This window comes from Rhizobium giardinii bv. giardinii H152, from assembly GCF_000379605.1.
Lineage (GTDB): Bacteria > Pseudomonadota > Alphaproteobacteria > Rhizobiales > Rhizobiaceae > Pararhizobium > Pararhizobium giardinii.
Window position 1 is genome coordinate 301902 of record NZ_KB902680.1, and the last position, 25234, is coordinate 327135.

Here is a 25234-nt window from a genome sequence, read left to right on the forward strand (position 1 = left end):
CGATCCGCTGAGTTGAAGGGGCGTCCAGGCACGGAAATAGACCACGCCGCCCGCTTGATGCGGGATCGGCGCGCGGCGGGAAATGCCCGATATTTTTCCGCCGTCGCCCGCTTGCGCAATCTTTCGTCTCACGCTAACACTTTCGCCATGACACAGGCACGCATCCTTTCGATCTGGTGGTGGGCTCGCTGAAGCGGCCTTGACCAGTCATGCGTGATTGAGACGATAAGCCGCCCGGAAGTTTCGAGGCGGCTTTTTTGTATTCGGGCCGCAGGAATGACGGGCCTGAACGGAGCGAAAAATGGCGACGACAATTCTTGAAGACGGTGCGGAAGCCTATACCACCAAGGGCGGCATTTCCGTCACCCGCCGGCGGCGCGAGGCGCCCTATGGCGAGGCGATCGCGAGCTATGTCGACCGGCTCGACGAACGCCGGGGTGCCGTGTTTTCCTCCAACTATGAATATCCGGGTCGCTATACCCGCTGGGACACGGCGGTCATCGATCCGCCGCTTGCCATATCCTCTTTCGGGCGTTCGCTCTGGATCGAAGCCTATAACGAGCGCGGCGAGGCGCTGCTGTCGATGATTTCGCAGCATCTCGCCGGGATCGGCGACATCACGCTTGGCACATCGACCGCCCGCCGTCTCGATCTGACGATCAACATGCCGGACCGGGTCTTTACCGAAGAAGAGCGCTCGAAGATCCCGACGGTGTTCACGGTTCTGCGTGCCGTCACCAATCTGTTCCATTCGCACGAAGATTCGAGCCTTGGGCTCTATGGCGCCTTCGGCTACGATCTCGCCTTCCAGTTCGACGCGATCGAACTGAAGCTGAAGCGCCCGGACGACCAGCGCGACATGGTGCTGTTCCTGCCGGACGAAATCCTCGTCGTCGACCACTATGCCGCCAAGGCCTGGATCGATCGCTATGATTTCGCCAAGGATGGCAAGACGACGGAGGGCAGGGCCGGCGATATCGCGCCCGAACCGTTCCGCGCGGTCGACAGCATCCCGCCGCATGGCGATCATCGCCCCGGTGAATATGCCGAGCTGGTTGTCAAGGCGAAGGAAAGCTTCCGCCGCGGCGACCTCTTTGAAGTCGTGCCGGGCCAGAAGTTCTTCGAGCGCTGTGAGAGCAAACCTTCGGAAATCTCCAATCGGCTGAAGGCGATCAACCCGTCGCCCTATTCCTTCTTCATCAACCTCGGAAACCAGGAATACCTCGTCGGCGCCTCTCCGGAAATGTTCGTGCGTGTCTCCGGCCGCCGCATCGAGACCTGCCCGATTTCCGGCACAATCAAGCGCGGCGATGACCCGATCGCCGACTCCGAACAGATCCTCAAGCTGCTCAATTCCAAGAAGGACGAGTCCGAACTGACCATGTGCTCGGACGTCGACCGCAACGACAAGTCCAGAGTTTGCGTGCCCGGTTCCGTCAAGGTCATCGGCCGCCGCCAGATCGAGATGTATTCGCGCCTGATCCACACGGTCGACCACATCGAAGGCCGGCTGCGCGACGACATGGATGCTTTCGACGGTTTCCTCAGCCACGCCTGGGCCGTTACCGTCACCGGTGCTCCGAAGCTGTGGGCGATGCGCTTCATCGAAGCCCATGAAAAGAGCCCGCGCGCCTGGTACGGCGGCGCCATCGGCATGGTCGGCTTCAACGGCGACATGAACACCGGCCTGACGCTGCGCACCATCCGCATCAAGGATGGCATTGCCGAGGTTCGTGCCGGCGCTACATTGCTCAACGACAGCAACCCGGAAGAAGAAGAAGTTGAAACCGAACTGAAGGCCTCCGCCATGATCGCAGCGATCCGCGACGCAAAATCCGCCAACACCCGCGGTGCGGGCCGCGACGTCGCCTCCGTCGGCACCGGTGTCAACATCCTGCTGGTCGATCACGAGGACAGTTTCGTCCACACGCTGGCAAACTATTTCCGCCAGACCGGCGCGACGGTCACGACCGTCCGCACCCCGGTCGCCGAGGAAATCTTCGACAGGGTGAAGCCGGATCTCGTCGTTCTGTCGCCCGGTCCCGGCATGCCGAAGGATTTCGACTGCAAGGCGACGATCAAGAAGGCGCGTGCGCGCGATCTGCCGATCTTCGGTGTCTGCCTCGGTCTGCAGGCGCTGGCGGAAGCCTATGGCGGCGATCTGCGCCAGCTTGCCATCCCGATGCACGGCAAGCCGTCGCGCATCCGCGTGCTCGAGCCCGGCATCGTCTTCTCTGGCCTCGGCAAGGAAGTAACGGTCGGCCGCTACCACTCGATCTTCGCCGATCCCTCGACGCTGCCGCGCGAGTTCATGATCACGGCCGAGAGCGACGACGGCACGATCATGGGCATCGAGCACATGAAGGAGCCGATCGCCGCCGTGCAGTTCCACCCGGAATCGATCATGACACTCGGCGGCGATGCCGGCATGCGGATGATCGAGAATGTGGTGGCGCATCTGGTCAAGCGGGCGAAGATCAAGGCTGCGTAACCCCGCGCACGCTCGCCCGGTTCGAGGCGACCATGCGCTTTTGCCAGCGGGGCTTTGACAAGTCGGTCGCTTTGAACCATATGCGCACTATCAGAAGCCGCTGAAGCGCTCGAACCGCTTCAGCGGTTTCGGCGTTCTAGAGAACTGGTTTTTGCAATTCGTTTGCATGTGCAAGGAGAAGACAATGCAGGAGGTGTCGGCCGCACAGCGCCTGGCGTTCTGGGGTATCCCGATCGCGGTTGCCGTGCTGGGGCTGAAGATGCTCGCCTGGTGGCTGACCGGCTCGGTGGCGTTGCTGTCCGACGGGCTGGAATCGATCGTCAACGTGGTGGCTGCGATCGTCGCTTACGTCGTGATCGGCTATGCCGCAAAGCCGGCAGACGCGAGCCATCCGTTCGGTCACCACAAGGCCGAATATTTCTCGGCGGTCATCGAGGGAGTGCTGATCGTTGTCGCCGCCCTGCTGATCGTTTCCGAAGCCATACCGGCAATTCTGTCGCCAAGGCTGCCGGAAACGCCCGCGCTCGGTCTGGCGATCAATTTGTTGGCCGCCATCATCAATGGGGTATGGGCCTATGCGCTGATGCGTGCCGGACGAGCCTGCCGCTCGCCCGCCTTGTCCGCGGACGGACATCATATCATGTCCGACGTCGTGACTTCGGCGGGTGTGCTGGTAGGTCTTGTGCTGGCTATCGTCAGCGGCTATGCGGTGCTCGATCCGCTGCTTGCCGTCCTCGTCGCCTGCAACATTCTCTATCAGGGCTGGAAGGTGATCGCGCGCTCGATCGACGGTCTGATGGACAGGGCGGTATCCGAGGAGGAAGAGGCCGCCATCAAGCACGTGATCGCGACCCATGCGGCCGGCTCGCTCGGGGTGCATGATCTGAAGACCCGGCAAGCCGGGCCGGCGATCTTCGTCGAATTTCACATGGTGGTTCCGGCCACGATGGCTGTCGGCGAGGCGCACGACATCTGCGATCGGCTGGAAGACACGATCCGCGAGGTCAATCGGGGCGCAAAGATCACCATTCATGTCGAGCCGGAAGGCGAAAAGGCCCATGGAATCAGGGTCAAGGTTGTTGAAGGAATGAAAAAATGACGAAAACCGATGTATCAGGCCTGTCGCAGCTTGGACAGAACGTTGCGGCGCCGCAAAGCCCGGAAGAGGCCGTGCTGGAGCGTGTGCCGAACGGCAATGCCGGCACGGGCTTCGTCGTGCGCTTCACCGCGCCGGAATTCACCTCGCTTTGCCCGATGACCGGGCAGCCGGATTTCGCTCACATCGTCATCGACTATCTGCCGGGCGATTGGCTGGTGGAATCGAAGTCGCTGAAACTTTTCCTGCACGCGTTCCGCAACCACGGCGCGTTCCACGAGGATTGCTCGATCTACATCGCCAAGCGGATCGTGGAACTGCTCGACCCGAAGTGGCTGAGAATTGGCGCCTACTGGTATCCGCGCGGCGGTATTCCGATCGATGTCTTCTGGCAGACGGGTGCGCCGCCGGAAGGCGTCTGGTTGCCGGATCAGGGCGTGCCGACCTATCGCGGTCGCGGCTGAAAATGAAAACGGCGGGCTTTGAGCCCGCCGTTTCTCTTTGAATGCGCGGCAATCAGTTGATGATCAGTGCCAGGCCGGCAAACGCGGTGAGGCCGCCAAGGAGCCGGGAAAAGATTCTGCCGGAAGGCAGGCGGCTGATGCCGAGACCAAGGCCGATGCCCGCCACGTGCAGAAGCGCCGTCGCCATGACGAAGCCGGTGCTGAAGGGCAGGGCGCCCGCCGCACCCAGCTCGCCGCCATGCGCGTAGCCATGGAAAAGCGCGAAGACGCCGACAATGGCAGCGCAGGTGGTCGCCTGCCAGCGGACGGCCATGGCGACCAGCAGGCCGAGCGCGACGACCGAAGCAAGGATTGCCGGCTCGACGAAGGGCAGGTGGATGCCCGTCACCGCCAGTCCGAAGCCAAGGGCCATGATGCCGACAAAGGCTGCCGGAACGCCCCAAAGAGCGCGGCCGCCGATCTGTGCTGACCAGAGGCCGACGGCGACCATCACCAGAATATGGTCGAGGCCCGATAGCGGATGGGTGAAGCCCGCCATCAGCGACCCGTGCTCGGTCGGATCGAGATGGGCGAAGGCGGGAGCGGTCGAAGCGGCGAAGGCCAATGCAGCAAGAAGAAGGTGTCTTTTCATTGTGGTCCCCACTGGAGGGCGGAGTGTGGGAGGCAGCCCCGCCGGATGCGAATTCGTGACATCGCATCTTATTTCGCAATGCTCTCCTGTCCATACGGCATTTGCCCTACCTCTCGTCTTTACCATAGCCGCAATGGGCTGCTGATTGCGCTTTCATACCCATCCGCTTTTGTTGCATTGTTTTCGCAGTCGAGTCGCCTTATCTGACTGCGGCAGGACAATTGATTTTATTTCGCGGGAGACAGCGGATGAACGAAGACGAAGACGACAAGAAGACGGAGCTGCCTTTGGGCAAAGAAACCGAGGCGAATCTGTTCAAGTCGCGCTCGATTTTCATCTATGGCCCGATCAATCAGGAACTGGCGCAGAAGGTCTGCTCGCAGCTCGTGGCGCTTGCCGCCGCAAGCGAAGAGGATATCCGCATCTACGTGAACTCGCCTGGCGGACACGTCGAATCCGGGGATTCGATCCACGACATGATCAAGTTCATCAAGCCGAAGGTCTGGATGATCGGTACGGGCTGGGTCGCTTCCGCCGGTGCGCTGATCTATGTCGCGGCTCCGAAGGAGCGTCGCATCTGCCTGCCGAACACGCGCTTCCTGCTGCACCAACCGTCCGGCGGCACCCGCGGCATGGCGTCCGACATCGAGATCCAGGCTCGTGAAATCCTCAAGATGAACGATCGCCTGAACCGAATCTTCTCGGAAGCCACCGGCCAGCCGATCGAAAAGATCGCCAAGGACACCGACCGTGACTACTGGCTCTCCGCCGAGGAGGCCAAGTCCTACGGCCTCGTCTCGCGGATCATCACGTCGCAGGCCGATATCTGAGCTTTTTCGGACTGACGTCTTTCGACCCCGCTGGTTTTCCGGCGGGGTTTTTCATGAACCGGAAGTGGCGGACAGCGGGTGACCGGCGAGCGCTGCATCGATCGTGACAAGTTTCATGTCTTCGACGGCGCACTGGGCGAGCAGGAGGCGGTCGAACGGATCGCGGGTTGGTGGCTCGGGGGTCAAATGGGCGACTGCATGATGTTCGTTGATCGGCAGAATCTCGATATCCCCGCGCTTGGCGGCATCCGGGAGATTTTCCAGCGTCGTCCCGAAATCCAGGTTGCCGAGGCGCCACTTTATGGCCATCTCCCAAAGTGTTGCGACACTCACATGCAGCGCGGCCGAATTGTCCGACAAAACACCGCGGATTTGGGACGGAAGCTGGTCCATCTGACTGTTCAGAAAAGCGATGAATATGTGGGTGTCGACCAGGAGTCTCATCGCTCGTTCTTGAACGGTGGAAGCGGCGTTATCAGGAAATCCTCTGGGAGCGGATCATCAAAATCCGGTGAGACATAAGTAACGAACTGCGTTATCCCGCGTTCCTTCTTGAAGGCCTCGAGACCCGCCCAGTTGATCCCCCCTTTCTTCTTCGCGGGCACAAGCTCCATCACCGGCTTGCCGTTGCGGGTGACCGTGATCGTCTCACCGGCCTCGACGCGGCGGGCGAGTTCGGCCAGCTTGTTCTTGGCTTCGCGGATCGATACCTGGGTCATGAGGATAAATGTAGCCGCAAGTGGCCACATTCTCAATGATCGCGATCGGGCGCTTGCCCTTCCGCTCGTCTCCGTTTATACAGCGCTGATGTCGAACACAGGCGCACAGATCATCGAGCAGGTTTCCCGCGGGCACATCGCCTTTGCGGACCGTTCGCGCGCCTCGCTTCTTCTTCTCGGCCTTACGCGCGGTTGCCGGGTTCTTTGAAGGAGCGCCCGGTGGCCGAAAGCCCACCGGCCCTAGCTCCTTGCCTTCCCTGAATAGCAGACGAAAAGAACCTCAAGAGCCAGCATTTGCCATCGCAATGCGATCCACGATCGGTTATTGCATGCGGGAAATGCGCCTCAGACATGAAGAGAAGCCGCAATGATCATGAAATCCCACACCGTCAAGCAGGGCATGCCCGAGGCTGCCATCAAGTATCAGCCCTATCCGCAGATCAATATTCCGGACCGCACCTGGCCGGGCAAGACCATCACAAAGGCGCCGATCTGGTGTTCGGTCGACCTGCGCGACGGCAACCAGTCGCTGGTCGATCCGATGGGCCACGACCGCAAGGCCCGGATGTTCCAGCTGTTGCTCGATATGGGCTTCAAGGAAATCGAGATCGGCTTTCCCTCCGCCTCGCAGACGGATTTCGATTTCGCCCGCTGGTGCGTCGAGGAAGGCAATGTGCCGGATGACGTGTCGCTGCAGGTGCTGGTGCAGTGCAGGCCCGAACTGATCACCCGCACGTTCGAATCGCTGCAGGGGGCCAACAAGCCGATCGTCCATTTCTACAATTCCACCAGCGAATTGCAGCGCCGCGTGGTGTTCGGCAAGGACGTCAAGGGCGTCAAGCAGATCGCCACCGATGCCGCAAAGATGATCACCGACATGGCGGCCAAGGCTGGGGGCGGTTTCCGCTTCGAATATTCGCCGGAGAGCTTTACCGGCACGGAATTGGAGGTCGCACTGGAAATCTGCAACGCGGTGACTGAGATCGTCCGGCCGACGGCAGAAAACAAGCTGATCCTGAACCTGCCTTCGACGGTCGAAATGGCGACGCCGAACATCTATGCCGACCAGATCGAGTGGATGTGCCGCAACCTCGACAATCGCGAGAACCTGATCATCTCGCTGCACCCGCACAACGACCGCGGCACCGGCATCGCGGCCACCGAGCTTGGCCTGATGGCCGGCGCCGACCGCGTCGAAGGCACGCTGTTCGGCAACGGCGAGCGCACCGGCAATGTCGACGTCGTGACACTGGCGTTGAACATGTTCACGCAGGGGATCGATCCGCAGCTGGATTGCTCGGATATCGAGCGGATCAAGGACGTCTATGAATACTCCAACCAGATGACGATTCCGGAGCGCCACCCTTATGTCGGCGAACTGGTCTACACGGCCTTTTCCGGCTCGCACCAGGATGCGATCAACAAGGGCATGAAGGCGATCAAGGTCGCCAACAAGCCGCTGTGGGAGGTGCCGTACCTGCCGATCGATCCGCAGGACGTCGGCCGCTCCTACGAGGCGATCATCCGCATCAACTCGCAATCGGGCAAGGGCGGCATCGCCTACATCCTGCAGGAGGATTACGGCATCAACCTGCCGCGCAATCTGCAGGTCGAATTCCGCGAGGATATCCAGCGGATCACCGACGAACACGGCAAGGAATTGCCGTCGAAGGCGATCCATGCGCGCTTCATCGAGCGTTACGTCGATCAGCCGAATGCCCGCATCCGCTTCGTTGACCACCACACCTATCCGGTCGGCGAGCACAAGAGCGTGCGCGTGGTGGCGGCTGAAATCACCGATAACGGCGAGACAAAGCGGATTGAAGGCAAGGGCACCGGCCCGATCGACGGCTTCATCAATGCGCTGTCGATCTATCTCGGTGTCGAAATGTCGGTCGCCGATTATTCCGAGCATTCGCTGCAGCACGGCTCGAACGCGGCGGCAATCGCCTATGTCGAAGTGGAGTATCCGGGCGGCAAACTCTTTGGCGTCGGCATCAATACCAACATCGTGGCGGCTTCCCTCGAAGCCATCGTTTCCGCGGCGAACCGGGTTCTTCAGGCAAGCTGAAATCCATTCCCTTGCATGAAAAAGGGCCGCACCCCATGGGCATGCGGCCCTTTTTTGCGTTGGTCCGGTTTTTCAGCATTCCTGCCAGGTGTCGGCAGGCTCGGCCGTTGCGGCAGCAGCGCGACCGCCGCCGAGGGCGATGCGACCTTGCGGATCATCGCGCTCCCGGCGACGGCCGTACGGCTGGCGGTGGCCTTATGCGGGAAGCTGGGCGGCCGCGGACATCAATTCCTGCCGGCTCGGGCTGGTGAACAGGTACCGCCCCTCGTCGGGGACTTCGGTGAAGCACCAGCGGACGATGCCGTCCCTGTCGAGCAGGAACTCCCCTGTCAGCTGGCCGTATCCATCGGCCTTCATCTGCCGGTCGTCATCTGTGACTTCGTATCCGTCCAGCTTGTCGAGAAATTCGGATGCGGCCACCGGGTTCATCGGCTCGGGCAGTTCGCCGGGTAGATCGACGCGCATGCTCATCATCGTGCCCATGCCGACCTTGTACGGCCATTTGTTCTCGTCCTCGGTGAATTCGAGATTGGGCAGGCCGAAGGCGCGATGCGACACCCGTTCTGGATCGGACGCGGCGAGCAGATTGGGTATCGGATGGTAGCGGAAATAGAGCCGCGCACGTTCGGTCGGGGTGTTGACAACCGTCAGGCTGTCGATGCCCTGGTCGCGCAGAGGCGTTTCCAGCTCCGCCATCGCCGCGATCTGGCGGCGGCAGAACGCGCAGTGCAGCCCGCGAAACAATCCGACAAGGACGGGTCTGCGGCCACGAAAGTCGTCGATGGCGATCTTGCCGCCATGGGTGATTGCGTCAAGCACCACATTAGGTGCGCGGTCGCCGGGCCGCAACGGGCCCTGGATGTTGTGCTGCTCCATTGCTGAATTCCTCCGCTAGTCAAGGAACGGCAGTATCACCAGTGTTTTGGGGTCGATATCGTGCCGCGCGCAGATGTCCTGCGCCAAATCGAAGTAGCGTTCCGCCTCTTGCATGTCGTTGGCGTCGAGGCTGAGCGTTGCCAGACCATCGTAGCACGGAAAGAGCAATTGCGCCTCACCGGAGTCGCGAGCGGCCTCGAGAGCCTCAAGATAATGGCGCCGGGCGAGATCCGGCTCGCCGTGGCACTGATAGATCTGCGCCAGCACCAGCAGCGGCACCGGCAGATGGTCCCGCTGGTCGAGTGCCCGGTCGATCGCCAGTGCAGTTTGCACTGCAGGCATTCCCTCGCGCGCGCAGCGGTCGGTGAAGGTGCAGTAGGCGACGGCGATGTTCGTCAGCAACCGTGCCTGGAAGCCGAAATCGCCGATCCGTTTCGCCATCTCGTAGCCGCGCTGGCAAATCTCGATGGCCAGCGCCGGATCGATGATCGTGTAAAGGACGCCGAGATTGGTATATCCGCGACAGGCCGCGTTGAGCTGGCCGCAGCGGAGCGCGGCCTCGACGCTGCGCTCGACCTCGGCGACGGCTTCCCTGGTTTTCCCGAGTCGCGCCAAGGCCGTTCCCTTGGTATTGAGCGCCTGCGCGATCGCCAGTGTCGCTTCGTTTGCTTCACTCTCGTCGTTTTTTTGTGGCGGCAGCCGCTCGGCGCAGCGCAATGCTTCGTCGGCCCATCTGACGGCGCCTGCATAGTCACCGCTGCGGAAAGCGAGGTGACCCTGTTCCTGTAGCAGATGCGCCTGTTCGATCGGGGCGTTCGTGTCCTGGAGCAGTGCTGCGGCCTCGGCGAAACGGGTGCGCGCGGCATCGCGATTGCCGGCATCGAAGAGCAGCCGGCCGAGCTTGCGCAGTATCCGCGCAGCCGCCAGGTGATCGTCGGCATCCTGGTGGGCTTTGAGGGCGTCCCTGTAAAATTCCATCGCCCTTTCGCGTTGACCTGCCGGTCCATAAAGGTCGGCAATCCGCTCGCATGGCACGAGCCACGCCCTATCTTGGCGATCGCCGAGTGCGTCAAACGCCTCGCGGTAGAAGCGCAGCGCGTCCTCATTGGCATAGGTCCGTCGAGCCTCGTCACCTGCAGCCGTCAGGTAGATGGCAGCCTTTGCCTTGTGCGCAGAGCGGCCGAAGTGGTAGCCGAGCAGGGCGAGATCCTCGAGCCGGGTCGGTTGCGTGCCATATCGCCGCTCCAGGGTCTCGGCGATAAGCCCATGCAGTTCGGTACGCCGTTTCAGAAGCAGGTTGTCGTAGATCACCTCATGCAGCATTGTCTGGCAGAAACCAAAGGAGTCTGACGCAACTCCGCCCGGTGACTCCTCGATGATTTCCGCGTCGCACAGATGGTCGAGACCCGTTTCTATTCCGGCCGGATCGCTGAAGACGGCTTCGAGGACCGATGTCTCGAAGCGCGTGCCGATGACCGCCGCCGTCTGGGCGAGCTTGCGTACCCGTGGTGGCAGCCGATCGATCCTGGCCAGCATCATTGCCTGGACACTGAGGGGAATGTCCGCAGCCGCCGTCGCCTTGTTCACTTCCCAGCGTGCGCCGTCGCGCCTCAACTCGCCGCTCTCGATCAGACGCCGCACGATCTCCTCGATGAAAAGCGGGTTTCCGCCGGCCCGCTCGACGATGCGGTTGCACAGTCGTGCCGGCAGCCCGCCCGCGCCGAACAGGGCCGAAAGCAGTTCGTGGCCTTCGGCGGAGGAAAGGGGAGGCAGACGCAGCATCGTCAGGCTGGCCTTGGCAGAATTCAGCCGGTCCGTTTCGAATGCGGGCCGATGGGTCGTCAGCAGCATCAGCCGGTTGCGCTCCAGCCGATCCATCGCAAACCGCAAGGTTTCCAGCGAGGCCGTATCGGCCCAATGCAGATCCTCGATTATCAGGAGCAGCGGCGCCCGTTGGAGCCGGCGCTCGAGAATGGTGCGGATGGCATAGAAAATCTGCCGCCGCAACTGCTCCGGCTCCACGTGTTTGAGCACTCCGTCGGGATCGCCAAAACCGAGAATACAAAGGAAAAGCGGTATCAGCCGCTCCCGCTCTGCGGTCGCCAGGTCGAGCGCGTCGAGGCCGCTGGTGAGCTGCCGGCGGGCGTCGTCCGGGCTGTCGTTTCCACCAATGTCATAGGCACAGCGCACGATGGCGGCGAGGGTGCCATAGGATGGTTCCCCGAAGGACGAGCAGGCCGCCTGTCGCACGACGACGTCGGCAAAGCGGGGTTCGTGCCGGACTTTTTCAAGGAATTCGTCCACGAGGCGCGTTTTGCCTGCGCCGGCTTCCCCCGTCAGGCGGACGAATTGCGTAACCCCCGAGCAGGCGGCATCGAGGCAGCGCAGCAGGCCAGCGAGCTCCGCATCGCGGCCGACCATTGGCGCCTGGAGGCCGAGGGCGGACAGGCCACGGGGATTGGCCGCCGCCTCGATGCGGCCGGTCAGCCGATGTACCAGCACGCCCTCGGCTTTGCCACGTAGTGGCAACGTGCCGAGCGAGCTGAAGGAAAAGGCATGCCGGGTGAGGCGATGGGTGACGGGCCCGACGAGGATGTCGCCGGGTTCCGCCATCGCCTGGAGGCGCTGTGCCGTGTTCACGGTATCGCCCGTCACCGAATAGGCCTTGCTACTGCTTGCACCCACGCCGCCGGCGACCACCGGTCCCGTGTTCACGCCGATATGCAGGGCAAGCGGCAGGCTGATGCGGGTATTCCAGCGTTCGGCGACGCCGGCCACCCGGCGGCGCATTTCGAGCGCGCTGTGCAATGCCCGTTCCGGGTCGTCCTCGTGCGCTTGCGGAGCGCCGAACAGGGCGAGCAGGGCATCGCCGATGAATTTGTCGACAAACCCGCCAAATGTTTGCACCGCTTCGGTCAGTTCCTCAAACAGCTCATTCTGCAATGTCTGGAGCAGTTCCGGATCGGTCTGCTCGCTGAGCGCAGTGAAATTGCAAAGATCGGCGAAGAGCACCGTAACCGTGCGCCGGTCGGCATCGGCAGACTGATCGGATCTTGCCGGCTCGGAGGAGGTTTCGGCAACCGCTATGGTGACAGGTGACGGCTGGGAGCGGGGCTGCTGTGGTTTCTGGGTTGCCGGCCCGGCGGAAATTTCTGTGCCGCATTGCGGGCAGAAGGCAAAGTCCGGCTGGCAGGGATAGCCGCATCCAGGGCAGGATTTCGGCTGCTTTGCTCCACAGCTCGGGCAAAAGGCAAATCCGGCTTGGATTTCACAACCGCATTGAACGCAGTTCATCACCGCTAGCCTCGTGAGCCATGCGCCCACCGGCTCCCTTGAGCGTGGCCGTGGCCCCTACAGCGACAGATAATGGACCCGATTCCAAGGGGTGGCAAGCGCGGAACACCGCCCGTCGTCGTCGTCCGAAGGGGCTCCGGTCCCTGCGCTGTGCTACGCCGGCAACGCGTTCAGATCGCGGTTGAAACAGTATCGGCCACCTGCTGCAGACTTGCGTCGGACGAGGGACCGACGACCACATAGGAGGCGCCGCCCTTCTGCCAGGAAATCATCGCGATGTCGTCGCGTATGCTTTCCGCCATGTTTCCATCTGATGTGCCCGGCTTGCTTTTCAGGAAACAGATGGCGAAGACGTCACCGTCCTCGTTCTTGTACATCAGCTGCGCCACCGGTTTTCCACCGGCGACGAGCAGCCGGGCTCCTTCGAAGGTGAGGCCGCGCGTGCTCAGGTCCGGCAGGGAAAAGTTTACGCCGACACTCGATGCAAGCCAGCTTTCGATCTTGGCGCCGCTCGAAGCCGGCACTTCGACGAGATGTTCTGCGGTCTGCCGCGAATAGATGCGATGATAATCAGCGATGTCGTCGAGCCAGGTGCGGGCCGCCGCCACGTTCACCGAGGGCGTACCGTCATTGCTGGTCCTGCCGATGATGTAGCCGGTTGAACTGCCAATCAGCAGCAAGGTGATCGAGGCGGCGAGCGCCCGCGGCCACAGCCGGACCTTCGTCTGGCGCGGTGCAGCGTTGACGACGCGCTCGGCCTTAGGATTGACGCCCGGGCCCTGCTTGATCCGCCGAACCAGCGACAACGGAACCGGATCGTGCAGAAATTCCTCGAAGGCCTTGTTGCCAAAGGCATTTCCAGCTTTCAGCATCTCGAGCAGCATTCGGGCCTCGTCGTCGCGCGCCACCAGCTGTTCCAGTTCCTTGCGTTCTGCTTCGCTGACTTCGCCGTCGAGATAGGCCGACAGGCGAACTTCGAGTGCGAGCCCTTTCGTGTTTTGCAACGTTCAGGCCCTCCTTTCCGTCGTCTCTGTAATCATTGCGGCCAGACGCATGCGTGCCGTCGAAAGCCTGCTCATCACCGTGCCGATCGGGATCTTCAGGATATCGGCGGCCTCGCGGTAGCTGTGTCCCTCGACATTCACCAGCACGAAGACGCTCGCCAGGCCCTCCGGCATGGAAAGAATCATCTTGTGCAACTGATTGGCGTAAACCGCCTTCTCGCCGGATGCCTCGACCGACAACTCGTCCTGCTCGGCGGCGTCCACCGTGCCGCCGCCAGTACGAACCTTGCGCTTCCTGATTTCGTCGATCCAGAGATTGCGGGTCATTGCGTATATCCAGCTTTCAAGCCGTCCTTCGCCGTTCCAGAGGTGATTGCGGGTGATTGCCCGCTCGCAGACCTCCTGAACCAGGTCATCGGCATCGGCGGCATTGCGCGTCAGTGTCATTGCGAAACGACGCAACTTGGGCAGAACGCTGACCAAGTCCCTTCTGAATTCGTTCGATTCGGCCGCTGGACGCATTGCTCTTCCAAAGAAACGTTCCGGAGCGAGGTTTTATTCGTCCGGGTCGAAATACACGCCGGTTGATATGAAACATTTGGCCCATGGTCTGCAAGTCGGCAGCCGGCAGGCAGCGCATATTTTGCCGCTTCAAAGGCATTTTCCCAATGCCATATGAAAGGCCGGTCGACCAGAGCCGCCCGGCCTGAGCATGATCAGTAGTGGCGAACGCCGCCAAGCGTTTCCAGGAGGGCGCGATATGCCCAGGTGTTCTCGCCGCCGCGATCGCGAATCTCGATCAATTGCGCCTTTGCTTCTTCGATCTGTCCCTGCTCAACCAGGGCCTGGCCCATATAAGAGCGGGCAAGAATGTAGTTTTCGTCGGTTTGCAGCGCCCGCTTGTAATAGCTCATGCCCAGTTCCATGCGCCCGGCCTTGCGGTTGGCATAACCGCGGTAATTCAGGATGCGGGCACTGTTCTGGTCCTTGACGGCGTCGAGCACCTTCAGCGAATTTTCGTATTGGCCGGCATAGGCAAGTTCGCGTGCCGCCTTGAAGAGGATGTCGTCGTCAAGGCCGCTCTTCTTGGCATTGACACACTCCTTCTCTTTCTCGTCCCAAACCTTTCCGTCCTTGCATTCCGTGGAGGTCTGGGTCTTTTTCGGCGGGGCCGTGGTGTCCTCACCGGCGGCCCAGGCGGTTTGCCCAAGCGTAAAGGTGTAAACCGCAGAAAAAAGGGCAAACAGTGCGGTCTTGCGATTGATCATGGTCATCTCCTGGTTTTGAAACTGCCCCCGGAAAACGGGATTGCCCGACGTCTTTGATGACGCCGGCGGTCCGGTCAGTTCCGTATGACGGATGACGAACGCCGAATATTTCCCAGCATAGCGCTTTTTGCCGTTTTGGCGAGTATCGATAACGATCAAGCGATCAGAAGCGCGTGGTTTCGACCAGCGTCACCGAACGGCCATCCATGGTGAGTTCGAATCGTTCGCGAACCAGGTTCCAATGGCCAGGGCTTCCGGAAATGAAAAACAGGTTGAACCCGGCCGGCGGTTTCCTGCCGCCGCGACCTTGCGAGGCCGAAGCGATGCCAACCACGGGCACCGGGCTGATCTGGCCCTTGAGGGAGTAGACCGTGTTCAGATGGGTGTGGCCATGCAGCACCAGTTCGGCGCCGCCGGCGGAAATCGTTGCGGCGAAACGGCGGATCCCGAGCATGCGCTTGTGCATGGAGGTTGCGCCGCGGATCGGCGGATGGTGGATCATGACGACGCGGAACAGACCGGCTTCACCGGCTGCGCGCAAGAGATTGACGGTCTCGCGCGCCTGGCGGCTGCCGAAATAGCCGCTGGCGGCGAAGGGAGGCGTGGCGACGGCGGTCGAGCAGCCGATCAATGCCACCTGGCCGCGGACGCGCAGATAGGGATAGCAGTGAAAATCCTCGTTCCACTCCGCCGGTCCGCGCTCGCCGCGCATATAGGGGTACCAGGCCTTGGTCGTTTTTTCATAGGCGCCCGGCACATAGGCATCGTGATTGCCGGGCACGATCGAAATGTTTTCCGGGTCGCCGGCTTCCTTCAGCCATGCGGTCATGATCTCGATTTCACGCGAAGAGGCGAGGTTGACCAGGTCACCGGTTATCGCCAGGTGATCCGGATCGGCGCGCTCGATCTCGTCCATCAAAAGGTTGAGCGTGTTGCCAACCAGGTGGTTGCGGCGGTTGCGGTGCCAGTTGACGAAGCCGGTGATGCGCTTCGAGGCGAGTTCACGGTACGAAAGATCGGGCAGGGGGCCGAGATGAATGTCGGAAATATGCGCGAGTTTGAACATAATTTGTACCTAGCGCATATTCCCGGAAAGGGGAATCATGCGATGCGCTTTATCCTCCGCATGACATTGATGAAAGGAACCGGATCGGCATGACGGAAGCGCCGCCGGAAATGCGCAGCTGGAAGACGCGGCTGGTTACCCGCCTGATGCACGGCTATTTCGCCTTCGCGCGAGGCATGACGATGGGCGTGCGCGCCGCCTGTTTCGACGACAAGGGGCGGATTTTCCTGGTCCGGCATTCCTACGTGCCTGGCTGGCATATGCCGGGCGGCGGGCTGGAGCGGCGCGAAACGGCCTTTGCGGCGCTGGTCAAGGAGCTGCGTGAGGAGGGCAATCTGGAACTGACTGATCCTCCCGAACTCTTCCATGTCTATTTCAACCGGCTGACGAGCAAGCGTGACCACGTGCTCTTCTATCGCTGCCGCAATGTCCGCCAGACTGTACCGCGCAAGCCGGACCTGGAGATTGTCGAGGCCGGATTTTTCGCGCTCGACGATCTGCCGAAGGACACGACGGCTGCCACGCACCGGCGGCTGGCGGAGCTTTCCGGCAACTTGCCGCCAGCCGATTTCTGGTAGGATCAAGCCGCGAGTTTCTCGCGCTCATGCGCCGTGTCGAGATCAAGCTCCGGGCCGGCCGGAACGACGCCCGTCGGGTTGATCATCGTGTGGCTGCGGTAATAATGCTCCTTGATGTGGCGCAGGTTGACCGTCTCGGCGACGCCGGCAACCTGATAAAGGTCCTGCAGGTAGCCCTGCAGGTTCTTGTAGTCGCCGATGCGGCGGATGTTGCACTTGAAGTGCCCGACATAGACCGGGTCGAAGCGCACCAGCGTCGTGAACAAACGCCAGTCGGCCTCGGTAATGCGTCCGCCGGTCAGGTAGCGCCGGGTCGCCAGACGCTCGTTCAGTTCATCCAGCACATCGAAGAGTATCGTGATGTTTTCCGCATAGGCTTCCTGCGTCGTGGCGAAGCCGGCCTTGTAGACGCCGTTGTTGACGGCGTCGTAGATGCGCGCATTCAGGCTGTCGATCTCGCTTCGCAGTTGCTCGGGATAGAAGTCGTCCTTCGATCCCGTCAGCCCGTCGAAGGCCGAATTGAACATGCGGATGATTTCCGAGGATTCGTTGGAGACGATCGTGTTTCGCTTCTTGTCCCAGAGGACGGGAACCGTGACCCGGCCGGAATAACGTGGATCGGCCTTCACATAGACCTGCCAGAGCGTTTTGGAACCGAACAGATGATCGACGGTGCCACCGATCTCGTTCTTGAACTCCCAGCCTTTCGACAGCATCAGCGGATCGACGATCGAGACGGTAATCAGGTCCTCAAGCTTTTTCAGTTTGCGGAAGATCAGCGTGCGGTGCGCCCAGGGGCAGGCAAGCGACACGTAGAGGTGATAGCGCCCGGCCTCCGCCTTGAAGCCGCCTTCGCCGGAGGGGCCGGCCGAACCGTCGGCGGTGACCCAGTTGCGGAACTGTGCGGCGGCCCGCTCGAAACGGCCCTTCGTTTCCTTGGTGTCGTACCAGACGTCGTGCCAGATACCCTCAACCAGCATGCCCATCATTGATCTCCTGCGGCGGGAGTGCCGCTGTTCGTGACTTGGTTGTCGAGTAGATAACGCGTCTTGGCCGCCCATATTAGCCAGCAAATGCTGAACAGTGCGTTTTGGGCTTTGACAGAGGCCGTTTTTCTGCTATCGGGCCTCCCAGACTTTTTCATGCAACCGGATTCATATTCGATGTTCTTTCCAGGAAACCCGCGACGACGCTGATGCTGAACACGCCCTTCGGGCGTAGCCATCACATTTATACGTCTCGCATGCAGGGTTTTCTGATGTTTATGAAAAAGCACGACCTCGTCTATCTGACCGAAGACGCGTCCCATGACGCCGCGATCGAAATCATCAATGAGGAAGCCTTCGGTCCCGGCCGGTTCGCCCGTGCCGCCGCGCGTATCCGCGAGCAGGGGCCGCACGATCTGTCGCTTTCCTTCGTCTGCGCTGACAATGGCGAAACCATCGCTTCGGTGCGGATGACCCCGGTGCTTGCCGGCTCCGTCAAAGGCCATCTGCTCGGTCCGCTTGCCGTTCGACCCTCGCACAAGAACCGTGGCATCGGCCGCGAGCTGGTGCGGATCGCCGTCGAGGCGGCACGGCGGAAGGGCTCGGAAGGCGTCATCCTGGTCGGCGATCCGCCCTACTATCAGCCGCTCGGCTTCGAGAAGGTTGCCTACGCGGCACTGGTCTTCCCCGGGCCGGTCGATCCGAACCGGGTTCTCGTCGTGCCGATGGGCGAGGACGTGCATGCGCGGCTGAAGGGCGAAATTCGCTGGCAGGGCTGATAGGCGGGGTGCGCGCTGTTCGGTTGCGACCTGAAGTTCCCGCTGCTCCTTTGCTTACACGTGGCGGGTAACCGTGATGTCTGGAACTGCTGCGCCAACGCTCACCGGCCCTCGCGGTGCCAGGTGGCGGAGAGCACGAACAGCAGGGCAGCAAGACCGAGGAAACCGGCAAACAGCGACAGCGAATTGATGCCCTTCAGCACCGTCTCGTCGGTCATGCGCAACGACATGCGCTGATCATCGGCGACTCGGACGGCGCCGCGCACCGGGAGGATCGGCGGCAGGTCCACCGGACCGTCGGCGTCGGCGAGACGACGCACCAGCCCCTTGGTCTTCTCCGCCCAGGGGGCGAGCAATTCCCGCGTCGAGATCGTTGCCTTGAACTCGGGCGCATCGACGCTGCCGATATGCACCAGTGTGGTAAGTTCGCCATTGTTCACTTCGAACAAGCCGGTTTCAGCCGTACGGACGCTTGCCTTGTAGAGACCCGGCTCGGCCTCCTTGAGCGCAACCTGTTCCGTCTTGCCCGAAGGGTAGGACAGCGTCGCCATACCCGGATCGCCTGCGATCGTCTGCCGGGCGATTTCCAGCGTTCGGCCGCTGGCATGCGCCGTCAGCGCTTCTTCCTCGAGCGCCGGTTCCTGCATCAGCCAGTGGGCCGTGCGGCGATAGAGCGAGACGCTCGGTCCGCCGCCTTCGAAGCCGCGTGCCCAGAGCCAGCCCTGGTCGGAGAGCAGCATGGCGACGCGGCCCTTGCCGACGCGGTTGAGCACCAGCAACGGCTTGCCGTCGGCTGCCTGCATGACCGTCTGCCCGAGTGGCCGGTCGACATCCACCGTGCGGAACCAGCGGCCCCAGTGCGGCGGTTCGCTGTCGGCGCCTTCCAGCCCGCGCGTCACCGGATGTTTCCTTCCTTCATCCGAGAGCCGTGGATAAAAGGCCTTCTCGTTGACGTAGCCGGTGGGGTTGGCCGGAAGCACGGCCGAGAGCGGGGTGGTTGCGATCGAATCGTCGCCCGCATGCTCCGGCCCGGCCGCGATCAGCAATGCGCCGCCGTTTTCCACATATTGGGCGATGTTGTCATAGTAGAGGATCGGCAGCACACCGCGATGCTGATAGCGGTCGAAGATGATCAGGTCGAACTCCTTGATCTTCTCGACGAAGAGCTCGCGAGTCGGAAAGGCGATCAGCGAGAGTTCGTTGATCGGCGTGCCATCTTGCTTTTCCGGCGGCCGTAGAATGGTGAAATGCACGAGATCGACGGCGGCATCGGACTTCAACAGATTGCGCCAGGCGCGCTCGCCGGCATGCGGCTCGCCCGAAACCAGAAGCACCCGCAGATTCTCGCGAATACCGTCGATGACATGAACGGCGCGGTTGTTGGTCTCCGTCACTTCGGCCGGGACCGCGGCGACGGCAAATTCGAGGATGTTGTTACCCCCGCGCGGCACGGTGAAGGTAAACGGCACATCGGTGCCGGGCTCGGCCATTTCCGTGGCGATCTTGTTGCCGTTGAGGCTGATGGTCACTTCCGCCGTGCCGCCCGGCGCCGTCCCGTCATCGGCGATACGGAACGTGACCTTCTGTTCTTCGCCGACAATGCCGAAGCGCGGGCCACTGACGACCTCGATGCGGCGGTCGAATTCGTCCGGCTTGCCGGTGATCAGGCCGTGGACCGGTGCGTCGAAGCCGAGTGGCTGGTTGATATCGGGTACGTCGTGGATCTGGCCGTCGGTGATGAAGATCGCGCCGCCGACGCGAGACGGCGGGACGTCGGCCAAGGCCGTCTGCAGTGCCGTGAAAAGCTTCGTCGACGGCGTTTCCGTATTCTCGTCATCGGCCGCCTCGACGATGCGAGGCTCGATCTGCGGGAATTTGGCAAGCCGCTGCTTCAGCGTCGCCAGGGCCGCATCGGTCATTTCGCGCCGGCCGGCATTGTCCTGGCTCTGGCTGCGGTCAACGACGACGCCGACGATCGTCGACAGCGGTTCACGCTCTTCCTGAAAGAAAACCGGATTGGCAACCGCAAGCACAAGCGCCGCAAGCGCCGCCGTGCGGAACGCCGCGCCGCGCACGCCACGCCAGAAGCCGAGAGCCGACAGGAGAACGGCGATCAGCGCAAGAACGGCGATGAAGGGCCAGGCAAGGAGCGGCGAGAAATCGAGTGTCATGTGCGCGCCCTCACTGGCCAAGCCGTTCGAGCAGAGCGGGAATGTGCACCTGGTCGGCCTTGTAGTTGCCGGTCAGCATATACATCATGATGTTGACGCCGGAGCGATAGGCATATTCGCGTTGCTGCTCGTCCGGCGGCACGGTCGGCAGAAGCGGCGCACCATTGGCATCGATCGCCCAGGCGCCGGCGAAGTCGTTGCCGGTGATCATGATCGGCGAAACGCCGTCGCCCGCGCGGGCGGGCCTGCCGGTCGGCTGCGAGCCGTTGTCAGGCTGTGCTTCGATCCATAGCGGGCTGCCGTTGTAGCGCCCCGGAAAATTCGACAGCAGATAGAACGATTTGGTCAGCACATTGTCGGTCGGGACAGGCTCCAGCGGCGGAATGTCGAGATCGCCGAGGATCGCCTGCAGCCGCTCCGAATTCGGGCTGGTGCTGCCGGAGCCCGTTCCAAGCGAAGAGAACTGGTCGCGCGTATCGAACAAAACCGTGCCGCCGGCGCGCATATAGGCATCGATGCGGCTGACCGCCTGCGGGCTCGGCATCGGCGCATTGGCGGAGATCGGCCAGTAGATCAGCGAGTAGAACGACAGTTCGTCCGAAGCGATGTCGAGGCCGACGGGCGGTCCTGGCTCCAGTGTGGTGCGGTAGGTCAGAAACTCCGTGAGGCCGGTAAGCCCGCGCTCGGAGAGCCGGTCGACCTCGGCCTCGCCGGTGATGACATACGCCAGATGGGTCTTGTCGAGCCGCGCCAGTATATTCTCGTCGCCGGGTTTGCCGTCGTCTGCAAGCGAATGGCCCGGCGCTGCGACAAGCGCGCCGGCGGCAAGGGCGATGACGAAGGCAGTCGTGGCCGGTATTCTCAATCGCGCGAAGGCGCCGCCCATGAAGAGAACGACGGCGGAGTCGACAAGCAGCAGGATGAGTGCGACGGCAAACAGTGACGGTTTCAAGGACCACGCCTCGGCGCCGATCAGCGCTTCGGATGTGTATGCCATGGGAAGGCCGGTCGCATCGATCGGCTTCAGCTGGGTGTCTCGGGGAAGGAGATTGAGAGCGCTGAAACCCTCTTCCGAGCCGTAAAGTCCGGGCGGGTTATCAGCGCTGGAGACCGGTGCCTTGCCGGCAGAAATTTCCAGCGGCCGGGCGCGGCCGGTTTCGCTGGTCAGCACCCCGTCGGCATTCAGAAGCCGGTAGGGCGCCAGCGTCTGTCCTGGCGTCGTACCTTCGCTCGCCACGCCGCCGCTGCGCGACAATTGCACGCTGCGGCGCAGCATCTCGACGAAATCGCCTGAAATCGGCAGGTTCGACCAGGTTGCTTCGGCGCTGACATGGAACAGGATGATACGGCCGGCACCTTGCGCCTTGGTGGTCACCAGCGGCGTGCCGTCGGCGAGGCTTGCCCAGGTGCGTGACGAGAGATCGGCTGTCGGTTCCGCGAGCACCTGGCGCTTGACGAGAATGTCCTGCGGGCGCGGCATGCCGGCAAACGGGCTGAGTGCCGGATAGTCGGCCAGCGGTTGCGGTTCCGACCAGGAGAGCGCGCCGCCAAGCGCGCGTTCACCTTGACGCAGCGTAACGGGCACCAGCGGATCGTCGGCGGGCGCGGCAGCAAGGCGAGGCCCGGCGAAGCGGATCAGCGTGCCGCCGTTTTCGATCCACTTGGTCACAGGCGCATAAGTTTCATCCGGCAGGCGGCCGATGTCGGCCATGATCAGCATGGAAGGCTTCTGGGCCAGGAGCTCGGGGATTGCGACGGCCAAATCGGCTTCGTTCGGCTGGACGAGATCGGCATACGGCGCCAGCGCCCGGTTGATGTAATAGAGCGGCGACAGAAGTGGCTGCGACTGGTCGCGGGCTTCGCCGCTCAAAAGCGCCACCCGGCGGCGGCGGAACCCGTCATCGAGCAGGAAGGTGCTGCCGGCAGTCGCCGTGCCGTCGATGGCGATGCGGGCAAAGTCGTTACGCAGTTCGAAGGGGGCTGCAAGCGTTCCCGTGGCCACGCCTTCGCCGGGGGCGAAAGCGACCGAGCCGTTGGCGATCGTGCGGCCGCGGGTGTCAAAGGCCGTGATCGGCAGCGACTGCGCAGCAGCGTTATCGAGGCGGCTGGCGGTGATCACCATGGAATCGGCGTCATTGGCCGAATTGGTGATGGCCACGGCCTGATCGCCGCTGCCTTCGATCAGCCGGAAGTTGGCGGGCGCAAGCGCGGCAAGCTCGGTCATCACCTTGTCGTCGCCGGCCTCGATGCCGTCCGAGAGAAAGGCGAGCGTGCCGGGCGCCGTTCCGTTGAGAGCGGTTTTCAGCGCATTGACGGCCGCGGCCCGATCAGGCTGTAACGGCTGCGGCGCAGCCGCAGCGAGCCGGTTGCGGGCGGCCGGCGCCGATCCCGGCACAGCATTGTGTTCGCTGTCGGCGGTGAAGACGATCGAAACCGGCAAATCCCTGTCTTCCGCGTCGCCGATCAGCGCTTCGGCGGTTTCCACCCGGCGTTCCCAATCCGCCGCCGTAGCCCACGAATTGTCGATCACCAGCGCCAGCGGGCCATCGGCAGACAGCGTGTTGGAGCGCGGATTGAAGACCGGATCGGCTATCGCGAAGATAATGGCGGCGGCCATCAGCATGCGCAGCAGCGTCAGCCACCACGGGCTTTTCGAGGGTGTCTCCTCGCGTTTCAGCACACCGGCAAGAATGCGCAGCGGCGGAAATATTTCCGTGACCGGCTTCGGCGGCGTCATGCGCAGCAGCCACCAGATCGCGGGGAGGGCGACCAACGCTGCAAGCATCATCGGATTGGCGAACATGAAGGGCAACAGGCTCACAGCTGGCCTCCATGGGTCGCACGTCCGGGCATGCCGGAGAGATACATGTGCACCGCGACAAGCGCCTCGGAGGCGAGGTGATCGGTGCGGTGCGGCGTGAAGGTCCAGCCGAGATGGCGCAGGATCTCGCCGAGACTGTCGCGCCGGGCGAAATAGGCGCGGCGATAGTCATCGCCGACGATCTCGGCGCGCCCGGCGGTCAGTTTCTCGCCGGTTTCAGGATCGGTGAATTCGGTGCGCCCGGCATAGGGAAACGCCTCTTCCGCCGGATCGGCGATCTCGACGATATGTCCGCGCATGCCGCGGCGGGCGAGCGGTGCAAGCCGCGCCATGATCGTGTCGACGGGATCGAGGAAGTCGCCGATCAGCACGAGATCGCTGACGGCGCGGATCATGCCGGTTTGCGGTAGTCCACCGGAAAGCGGCGTGTGCATCAGGGCCGATGCCAGCCGTTCGGCGGCGTTGCGGGCCGAGACGGGCTCCATGACGCCGGGACAGCCGATGCGCTCGCCGGAGCGGGCGAGAATTTCGGCGAGAGCCAGCATCAGCACCAACGCCCGGCTTTCCTTGGAGACATGGCCGAACTTCGACTTGTACATCATCGAGGGCGATAGGTCGGCCCAGAGCCAGATGGTGTGGGCGGCCTCCCATTCGCGGTCGCGCACATAGGTATGATCGTCGCGGGCCGAGCGGCGCCAGTCGATGCGCGACAGGCTTTCGCCGTCGCTATAGGGCCGGAACTGCCAGAAATTTTCGCCGATGCCGCGCTTGCGGCGTCCATGCCAGCCGGAAATCACCGTGTTGGCGATGCGCTTGGCCTCGACCATGCAGTCCGGAATCAGCCTGGCACGCATCTGCGCGCGGGAAAGGACCTCTCCGGATGGCGTTCGCTCGACGATGTGCCCTATGGCAGCCATTCATTATCCCCTGGCTTGCTTGACCAGGCCGGTGATGACGTCTCGCACCGACATGCCTTCCGCCCGCGCCGCGAATGTCAGCGCCATGCGGTGTTGCAGGACGGGTTCGGCAAGCGCCATGATGTCGTCGATGGAGGGTGCAAGCCTGCCGTCATAGAGTGCGCGGGCGCGGGCACACAGCATCAGCGACTGCCCGGCGCGCGGACCGGGGCCCCAGGCGACATTCTTGTCGGTCGCCGCATTGCCGTTGCCGGGGCGGGCAGAGCGAACCAGCGCGAGGATCGCGTCGACAACTTTCTCGCTGACGGGCATCTGACGGATCAGATGCTGGATGCCCTGAAGCTGCGCCGCATCGATGACGCCGCGGGCCTCGTTCTCGTAGACGCCGGTGGTTTCGAGCAGGATCTGCCGTTCGGCGGCGAGTTCCGGATAGCCGACATCCACCTGCATCAGGAAGCGGTCGAGCTGGGCTTCTGGCAGCGGATAGGTGCCTTCCTGCTCCAGCGGGTTCTGCGTCGCCAGCACGTGGAAAGGCTGCGGCAGGTCGTTGCGCCGGCCGGCGACGGTGACGTGATATTCCTGCATGGCCTGCAGCAGCGCCGACTGCGTGCGCGGGCTGGCGCGATTGATTTCGTCGGCCATCAGCAATTGCGTGAAGATCGGGCCGGGAACGAAGCGGAAGGACCGCCGGCCATTCTCGTCCTGGTCCATCACTTCGGAGCCGAGAATGTCGGAGGGCATCAGGTCGGGGGTGAACTGGATACGGCTGGAGTTCAATCCCAGCACCGTGCCGAGTGTCGAGACGAGCTTGGTCTTGGCAAGGCCAGGCACGCCCACCAGCAGCGTGTGGCCGCCGGAGAGGACGGCAAGCAGTGTCTGTTCGACGACGGTTTCCTGGCCGAAGATCACCTTGCCCACTTCCTTGCGGATCAGGGCGATTTCGCCGAGCGCCTTCTCTGCGGCGGCGATGATCGCCCTTTCGTCAACCGCGCCGTCTGTGGTCTTCATCACACCCATCGTCTGTCTCCAGTGGCCGGCAACGGTCTCGAATCGCCAAAAGCGCTCTTTCCGTCTCTGTTTTTCAATCTAAGCTCTGCTCGGTGGCTGACAAGGCGCCCACGAGGTACTATCTCATGAAATCAGTGGTCTATAAAACGCAAGAATAGGGCCAA

General features: G+C 62.5%; 23 protein-coding genes. 8 read left to right on the forward strand and 15 right to left on the reverse strand.

Going from position 1 to position 25234, the window contains the following annotated elements:
- Positions 1 to 301 precede the first annotated feature (301 nt).
- The 3 genes from A3AY_RS0117230 to queF all read left to right on the forward strand — a co-directional run bounded on the left by A3AY_RS0117230 (position 302) and on the right by queF (position 4051).
- Entirely contained in the window at positions 302 to 2491 is a 2190-nt protein-coding gene (locus tag A3AY_RS0117230) for an anthranilate synthase (protein WP_018326908.1), read from the forward strand.
- Positions 2492 to 2675: 184 nt separating this feature from the next.
- Positions 2676 to 3590: a cation diffusion facilitator family transporter gene (locus A3AY_RS0117235; protein ID WP_018326909.1), complete on the forward strand. Its 915-nt coding sequence runs from the start codon at positions 2676 to 2678 to the stop codon at positions 3588 to 3590.
- On the forward strand, positions 3587 to 4051 hold the full coding sequence (gene queF, locus A3AY_RS0117240) for a preQ(1) synthase (RefSeq protein ID WP_018326910.1): 465 nt from the start codon (positions 3587 to 3589) through the stop codon (positions 4049 to 4051). The genes A3AY_RS0117235 and queF overlap by 4 nt, the downstream gene beginning before the upstream one ends.
- Positions 4052 to 4103: 52 nt before the next feature.
- Here the strand turns inward: queF and A3AY_RS0117245 are convergent, their stop codons facing one another.
- Positions 4104 to 4682 carry a HupE/UreJ family protein gene (locus tag A3AY_RS0117245; RefSeq protein ID WP_026203544.1) on the reverse strand — a complete coding sequence of 193 codons (579 nt, stop codon included), beginning with the start codon at positions 4680 to 4682 and terminating at the stop codon, positions 4104 to 4106.
- Between the two features lie 248 nt (positions 4683 to 4930).
- On the opposite strand from A3AY_RS0117245, the gene A3AY_RS0117250 reads away from it, so the two are divergent.
- Positions 4931 to 5512 carry an ATP-dependent Clp protease proteolytic subunit gene (locus A3AY_RS0117250; protein ID WP_018326912.1) on the forward strand — a complete coding sequence of 194 codons (582 nt, stop codon included), beginning with the start codon at positions 4931 to 4933 and terminating at the stop codon, positions 5510 to 5512.
- Positions 5513 to 5563: 51 nt separating this feature from the next.
- Here the strand turns inward: A3AY_RS0117250 and A3AY_RS0117255 are convergent, their stop codons facing one another.
- Complete coding sequence (locus A3AY_RS0117255) at positions 5564 to 5956, reverse strand: type II toxin-antitoxin system VapC family toxin (RefSeq protein WP_018326913.1); 393 nt, start codon at positions 5954 to 5956, stop codon at positions 5564 to 5566.
- On the reverse strand, positions 5953 to 6231 hold the full coding sequence (locus tag A3AY_RS0117260) for a type II toxin-antitoxin system Phd/YefM family antitoxin (protein WP_018326914.1): 279 nt from the start codon (positions 6229 to 6231) through the stop codon (positions 5953 to 5955). Before A3AY_RS0117260 ends, A3AY_RS0117255 begins: the two co-directional genes overlap by 4 nt.
- On the opposite strand from A3AY_RS0117260, the gene A3AY_RS0117265 reads away from it, so the two are divergent.
- Both A3AY_RS0117265 and leuA read left to right on the forward strand, forming a co-directional pair.
- A complete protein-coding gene (locus A3AY_RS0117265) occupies positions 6230 to 6439 on the forward strand; it encodes a hypothetical protein (protein ID WP_018326915.1) in 210 nt (69 codons plus the stop codon). The two genes, A3AY_RS0117260 and A3AY_RS0117265, sit on opposite strands and share 2 nt — an antisense overlap.
- Positions 6440 to 6598: 159 nt before the next feature.
- Positions 6599 to 8302: a 2-isopropylmalate synthase gene (leuA, locus tag A3AY_RS0117270; RefSeq protein WP_018326916.1), complete on the forward strand. Its 1704-nt coding sequence runs from the start codon at positions 6599 to 6601 to the stop codon at positions 8300 to 8302.
- Here the strand turns inward: leuA and A3AY_RS39205 are convergent.
- From A3AY_RS39205 to A3AY_RS0117305, 7 genes are all read right to left on the reverse strand, one after another.
- Positions 8290 to 8460 (reverse strand): hypothetical protein, encoded by a 171-nt coding sequence (locus A3AY_RS39205; RefSeq protein ID WP_018326917.1) that lies wholly within the window; start codon positions 8458 to 8460, stop codon positions 8290 to 8292. The genes leuA and A3AY_RS39205 overlap by 13 nt on opposite strands.
- Positions 8461 to 8497: 37 nt before the next feature.
- Positions 8498 to 9178: a redoxin domain-containing protein gene (locus tag A3AY_RS0117280; protein ID WP_018326918.1), complete on the reverse strand. Its 681-nt coding sequence runs from the start codon at positions 9176 to 9178 to the stop codon at positions 8498 to 8500.
- 15 nt (positions 9179 to 9193) lie between these two features.
- On the reverse strand, positions 9194 to 12472 hold the full coding sequence (locus A3AY_RS0117285; protein ID WP_026203546.1) for an adenylate/guanylate cyclase domain-containing protein: 3279 nt from the start codon (positions 12470 to 12472) through the stop codon (positions 9194 to 9196).
- Between the two features lie 170 nt (positions 12473 to 12642).
- The gene (locus A3AY_RS0117290; RefSeq protein WP_018326920.1) at positions 12643 to 13476 is read right to left on the reverse strand and encodes an anti-sigma factor family protein; all 834 of its coding nucleotides are present in this window, start codon (positions 13474 to 13476) and stop codon (positions 12643 to 12645) included.
- Positions 13477 to 13479: 3 nt separating this feature from the next.
- Positions 13480 to 13998 carry an RNA polymerase sigma factor gene (locus A3AY_RS0117295; protein WP_018326921.1) on the reverse strand — a complete coding sequence of 173 codons (519 nt, stop codon included), beginning with the start codon at positions 13996 to 13998 and terminating at the stop codon, positions 13480 to 13482.
- A 194-nt stretch (positions 13999 to 14192) separates the two neighbouring features.
- Positions 14193 to 14744, reverse strand: a complete 552-nt coding sequence (locus tag A3AY_RS0117300; RefSeq protein WP_112851718.1) for a tetratricopeptide repeat protein — start codon at positions 14742 to 14744, stop codon at positions 14193 to 14195.
- A gap of 163 nt (positions 14745 to 14907) precedes the next feature.
- The gene (locus A3AY_RS0117305) at positions 14908 to 15810 is read right to left on the reverse strand and encodes a metallophosphoesterase family protein (RefSeq protein ID WP_018326923.1); all 903 of its coding nucleotides are present in this window, start codon (positions 15808 to 15810) and stop codon (positions 14908 to 14910) included.
- Positions 15811 to 15899: 89 nt separating this feature from the next.
- Between A3AY_RS0117305 and A3AY_RS0117310 the strand changes: the two genes are divergently transcribed.
- Entirely contained in the window at positions 15900 to 16388 is a 489-nt protein-coding gene (locus A3AY_RS0117310) for an NUDIX domain-containing protein (RefSeq protein WP_018326924.1), read from the forward strand.
- Between the two features lie 2 nt (positions 16389 to 16390).
- On the opposite strand, the gene A3AY_RS0117315 is transcribed toward A3AY_RS0117310, so the two are convergent.
- On the reverse strand, positions 16391 to 17374 hold the full coding sequence (locus A3AY_RS0117315; RefSeq protein WP_018326925.1) for a glutathione S-transferase family protein: 984 nt from the start codon (positions 17372 to 17374) through the stop codon (positions 16391 to 16393).
- Positions 17375 to 17583: 209 nt separating this feature from the next.
- On the opposite strand from A3AY_RS0117315, the gene A3AY_RS0117320 reads away from it, so the two are divergent.
- Positions 17584 to 18153: a GNAT family N-acetyltransferase gene (locus A3AY_RS0117320; RefSeq protein WP_018326926.1), complete on the forward strand. Its 570-nt coding sequence runs from the start codon at positions 17584 to 17586 to the stop codon at positions 18151 to 18153.
- 101 nt (positions 18154 to 18254) lie between these two features.
- Here the strand turns inward: A3AY_RS0117320 and A3AY_RS0117325 are convergent, their stop codons facing one another.
- Genes A3AY_RS0117325 through A3AY_RS0117340 form a run of 4 tightly spaced genes read right to left on the reverse strand, consistent with a single transcriptional unit; the run spans position 18255 to position 25079 of the window.
- Positions 18255 to 20324 carry a membrane protein gene (locus tag A3AY_RS0117325; RefSeq protein WP_018326927.1) on the reverse strand — a complete coding sequence of 690 codons (2070 nt, stop codon included), beginning with the start codon at positions 20322 to 20324 and terminating at the stop codon, positions 18255 to 18257.
- Positions 20325 to 20334: 10 nt separating this feature from the next.
- Positions 20335 to 23145: a DUF4159 domain-containing protein gene (locus A3AY_RS0117330; RefSeq protein WP_018326928.1), complete on the reverse strand. Its 2811-nt coding sequence runs from the start codon at positions 23143 to 23145 to the stop codon at positions 20335 to 20337.
- Positions 23142 to 24062, reverse strand: a complete 921-nt coding sequence (locus A3AY_RS0117335) for a DUF58 domain-containing protein (RefSeq protein ID WP_018326929.1) — start codon at positions 24060 to 24062, stop codon at positions 23142 to 23144. The genes A3AY_RS0117330 and A3AY_RS0117335 overlap by 4 nt, the downstream gene beginning before the upstream one ends.
- A gap of 3 nt (positions 24063 to 24065) precedes the next feature.
- The gene (locus A3AY_RS0117340) at positions 24066 to 25079 is read right to left on the reverse strand and encodes an AAA family ATPase (protein ID WP_018326930.1); all 1014 of its coding nucleotides are present in this window, start codon (positions 25077 to 25079) and stop codon (positions 24066 to 24068) included.
- Positions 25080 to 25234 lie beyond the last annotated feature (155 nt).